General features: G+C 66.7%; 3 protein-coding genes. All 3 read left to right on the plus strand.

What is annotated here, in order from left to right:
• A partial coding sequence (gene tssM / locus EOA29_RS25905) for a type VI secretion system membrane subunit TssM (protein WP_127221806.1) occupies positions 1-1,556 on the plus strand: 1,556 nt, incomplete at its 5' end.
• Positions 1,557-1,709: 153 nt separating this feature from the next.
• On the plus strand, positions 1,710-2,483 hold the full coding sequence (locus EOA29_RS25910) for a protein phosphatase 2C domain-containing protein (protein WP_126095524.1): 774 nt from the start codon (positions 1,710-1,712) through the stop codon (positions 2,481-2,483).
• A 1-nt stretch (position 2,484) separates the two neighbouring features.
• Positions 2,485-4,619 (plus strand): serine/threonine-protein kinase (locus EOA29_RS25915; protein ID WP_145969798.1); only part of this gene is annotated, 2,135 nt, incomplete at its 3' end.

Genomic DNA, 4,619 nt, shown 5'->3' on the forward strand with positions numbered 1-4,619 from the left:
CGGCGAGGCTCGAGGACTTTTCCGTTGCCGCGAAAGCCGGCCCGGAAGCGCAGCTTCTGTTCGAACGCATGGATGGCAGCGAGCTCTCCGACCTTGACGTTCCCGGCCTCTACACCCGGGCCGGCTTCAACCGCTTCTACCTGCCGCAGCTCTCGCGCATCGCGCAGATGCTGGTCGACGACCAATGGGTTCTCGGCGGCGGCGGCGAGCAGGGCGGCATCGACCAGGACCTGCCCAAGCTCGGCCCCGAACTCATCGACCGCTACGGCAAGGAATTCGCATCCGCCTGGAGCGGCGCTCTCGACCAGTTGAAATTCAAGGCGATGCTGAAGGACAAGCCGCAATATATCGCGCTCTCGGCCGCCGCCTCGCCGGACTCGCCGCTGGACCGGCTGTTCACGGCGATCGCCGATGAAACGGCATTGACGAACGACAACGCCGCTTCCGAGGACAACGCCGGCACGGCTCAGCAGGATCCGGCCGGCATGGCCAAGGGCCTGGCCCGCATCGGTCTGCAGATCGCCGGCGGCAAGTCGCAGAGCCGTGCCGGCACAAGCTCGCCCGCCACGCAGAACGCCGGCGCCACCGTGGAAGCGCAGTTCAGGCCCTTCCAGGCGCTGGTGAGCGGTTCCGCCGGACGCCGCCCGCTCGATGCGCTGACGCAGAATTTCCACGATATCTACCAGGGCGTGAAGCTTGCCGCGGACGTCCCTGCGCAGACGGAGCGGGTCAACGCGAACCTGAAGCTGCAGATCTCGACGCTGCGCGCCAATGTCTCGCGCCTGCCGAAGCAGCTCGCGCGCATGGTCAATGCGGCCGCGGACGAGTTCGAGGGCAATGTCGCGGAGACCTCGGTGGCCAACCTCAACCAGACGCTCGACGAGACGGTCACACGCCCCTGCGAGGAGGTGGTCAATGGCCACTATCCCTTTGCGAGCGACAGCACGGAGGAAATCTCTATCGCCGATTTCGCCAAGCTGTTCGCGCCGGGCGGCCTGATGGACCGGTTCTTCGCGCAGAACCTTGCGCCGTTGATCGACATGACGGGCCAGGACTGGACCTGGAAGCAGGATGCCCGCGCCGGCCGCGACCTCGCCAAGTCGACCTTGAAGGCGTTCCAGTCGGCGGCGGAGATCCGCAGCGCCTTCTTTCCTTCCGGCGGTTCGGCGCCGTCGATCTCGATCACCGTGACGCCTGTCTCGGTGAACAGCGAGGTCGACGGCGCGGTGCTCAATATCGACGGGCAAACCGTCGAGAGCGCCCAGGCGGGCAACGCGCCGAGCACGGTGACATGGCCGAACGGCGCGGCCTCCGCGTCCGCGAGCCTCAGCCTGGCACCCGAAATGCCGGGCCGCGAGTCCGCCCTCAAATTCGAGGGACCATGGGCATTGAAGCGCCTGCTGGACAAGGCGACCGTCACCGGCGATGGCGGCGACACCGAAGCGCGCTTCGTGATCGGCGGGCGCGACGTGGCCTACAAGATGGAGATTGGGTCGGGGGCCAATCCCTTCCGGCTTCCGGCCTTGTCGGCCTTCAGCTGCCCGAAGGCGTTTTGAGATGGCGCTGTCGTGGTTGCCCAGATCGCTCCCGACCCGGGCTGGCTCCAGCCTTCATTTCGGTACTCTAATGTATGCGCTTGTGGCAGAGTGGCCTGGGCACGCGGCCCACGGTTCGTCGCAGAGGACGCTCGCGAAGCGCTTGGTGGCAAATTGAGCACTGTCGCCCTTCCCATCGAGAGCTTCGCCGTAAGCCACAAGGGTTGCGTGCGCGACCACAATGAGGACAATTATCTCGTCGAGCCGCGAACCGGGCTTTGGGTGGTGGCCGACGGAATGGGTGGCCATGAGGCCGGAGAAGTCGCGTCGGCCAGCATAGTCGACCATCTGGCGACGATCGGCATCGCGAGCTCTGCGCCGGACCTTCGCGCGCGCTTCGAGGACCGGCTGAGCCGCGCCAATGCCGAGATCCGCGGCATAGCGCGATCGCGCGGCATCACCATCGGCTCGACATTCGCCGCCCTTCTGGCGATGGACGGACGGTTCGCGGGCCTGTGGGCCGGCGACAGCCGGATCTATCTGGTCCGCGGCGGCACGATCTCGCAGATTTCGCGGGACCATACCGAGGTCCAGGAGCTTCTCGACCGCGGCATGATCAGCGCCGAAGAAGCGCTCACCTGGCCGCGCCGCAACGTGATCACGCATGCCGTCGGGGTGAGCGATGAGCTCGAGATCGATTTCCAGCAAGGCGAGCTGATGCCCGGCGATGTTTTCGTCCTGAACACCGACGGGCTCACCGCGCATGTCGCCGACGCCGAAATCGAGGCGGCGGTCAACTCCGCGCCGCCGCAGGCGGCATGCGAGAAGCTGCTGGAAACGGTGCTTCAGCGTGGTGGAACGGACAACGTCACCATCGTGCTGGTGAGGATCGGCGGTGGGCGCAACGGACCGCTCCAATCGGATCGGCCCGGAACGGGAACCGAGTGAAATGAGTGACGACGACAAGACGCGGATTTCGCCGAACCTCGCCTATGCGGGCGTCGGCACGCAGCTTAGCGGTATTTACGAACTCGACGAGCGCATCGCGTCCGGCGGCATGGGGGAAGTCTATCGCGGCCACAACATCCAGACCGGCGATCATGTCGCGATCAAGATCGTGCTGCCCGAATTCGCCCGCGACCAGACGATCCTGTCCCTGTTCCGCAAGGAAGCGTCGATCCTCAACCACCTGTCGCACGACGCGGTCGTGCGATATCACGTCTTCACCATCGATCCGGGGATCGGCCGCCCCTACCTTGCGATGGAATTCGTGGACGGCCAGTCGCTGTTCGACGTCATGCGGCGCGGCCCGATGCCGACGCCGGATGTACGCAGGCTCTGCCACCGCCTCGCCTCGGGCCTGAGCGCGGTGCATCAGGCCGGCGCGGTCCACCGCGATCTCTCTCCCGACAACATCATCCTGCCCGGCGGTCGGGTCGAGCGCGCCAAGATCATCGACTTCGGCATAGCGCGTTCGGCGAATGTCGGCGGCGAGACGCTGATCGGCGGAAAGTTCGCCGGCAAATACAACTACGTCTCGCCCGAACAGCTCGGCCTCTTCGGCGGCGAGGTCAGCGAGCAGTCGGATATCTACAGTCTCGGACTGGTGCTGGCCGCCGCGCTGCGCGGAAAGCCGCTCGACATGAGCGGCTCGCAGTTCGAGGTCGTCGAAAAGCGCCGGACCGTGCCGGATCTGTCGGATATCGACCCCGATTTCCGCGCGCTCATCGAAGCGATGCTGCAGCCGGATCCTCAAGACCGGCCTGCCAGCATGGCCGAGATCGCCAGGGCAACGCGCGACGAGGATCTCGACGCGACGTTGCCGCCGCCTGCAGCCTTTGGTCCGCGCGAGCGATCGAGCCTGCCGCGCGCCGGATGGACCGCGGCGCCGGACGCCGGGTCCCAGGCTTCGGCCGTTCCCGGCGAACAACGCTTCGTTCCGCATGTGCGGCCGGCGCATTTGTCGGAGCCACGACCTTCGCCGGCGGTGGCTCCGCCGAGGGCCGCCACGGCTGCAGTGCAGAAAAAGGCTGGGAGGACTCCGGCCATCGCCATAGGCGCGGTGGCGGCGTTGGCTATCGTGGCGAGCGCCGGGCTCTATTTCAGCGGCGTCATGTCGCCTCAGCCGCCGGCGACCGAAAAGCTCACGCCTCTCGCGCCGAAGCCGGCGCCAAAGCCTGTTGCGGATGCTTCGAAGCCTAAGCCGCCGGTGCCAGCCGAGGCGCAGCCGGAAGCAACGAAACCTGACAGCTCTGCCACCATCGAGCCGGCGAAGCCTGTCGCTCCCGCCCTGCCGCAACCGGAAGACAAAACCGTCCAACAACAGGCGGATGCAGCGGCCGACCAGAAACCGGCACAATCTGCCGAAACTCCCGTGCCGACCCCTGGCCCCGAGGCGCCACCGGCAGCGGAGGTCCAAGAGCCCGCTCAAAAGACGTCGCCTGCGCTGCCGGAGAGCCCGGCCAACAACAATCAGGCGCAAGCCCCGCAGCCCGCGGAGGCCAAACCGGCACAGCCGCCAACCGAGATATTGCCGGCGCCCGCTCCCGCGCCCAAGGCAGCGGAAAATCAGAAGCCGGCGCCGCCAGCCGGCGAGCCGCCAACGGCCAAGGCGTCGGGACCGAGCCAGGCGGAAGGGGAAAACACCGCGGCACAGGAAGCAAAGCCGCCGGCGACAAAGCCCAGCGCTTCGGACCTCATAGACGCGCTGTCCAAGCTGCCCAAGCCGAAGGCTCCCTCGCCTGCGGAAAACCAGGCACAGGCGCCGCCTGCCGGCCAGCCGAAGGTGCCCGAAGCGGTCAGCCAACCGGAAACACCGGGTCCATCGGCACAACCGGCACCATTGCCGCAGCCTGGCACCAAGGAACCTCAGAATACGGACGTCGCCATCAACCTGCCCAAACCGGGAATTCCGCCGACGGCATCGGCGCAGCGCGCCTCCTGGGTGCGCGACTTCAGCGGCGGTGATTGTTTCTACGCGAGCCTGACATCGGCAACGGACAGCGCCGCGGCGATCGAAGGCTTCGGAACCGCGGTGCAGCCTTTCGAGCAGATGCTCAACGAGTTCCAGTCGAAGTTCCATCT

This window comes from Mesorhizobium sp. M1E.F.Ca.ET.063.01.1.1 (assembly GCF_003998155.1).
GTDB lineage: Bacteria > Pseudomonadota > Alphaproteobacteria > Rhizobiales > Rhizobiaceae > Mesorhizobium.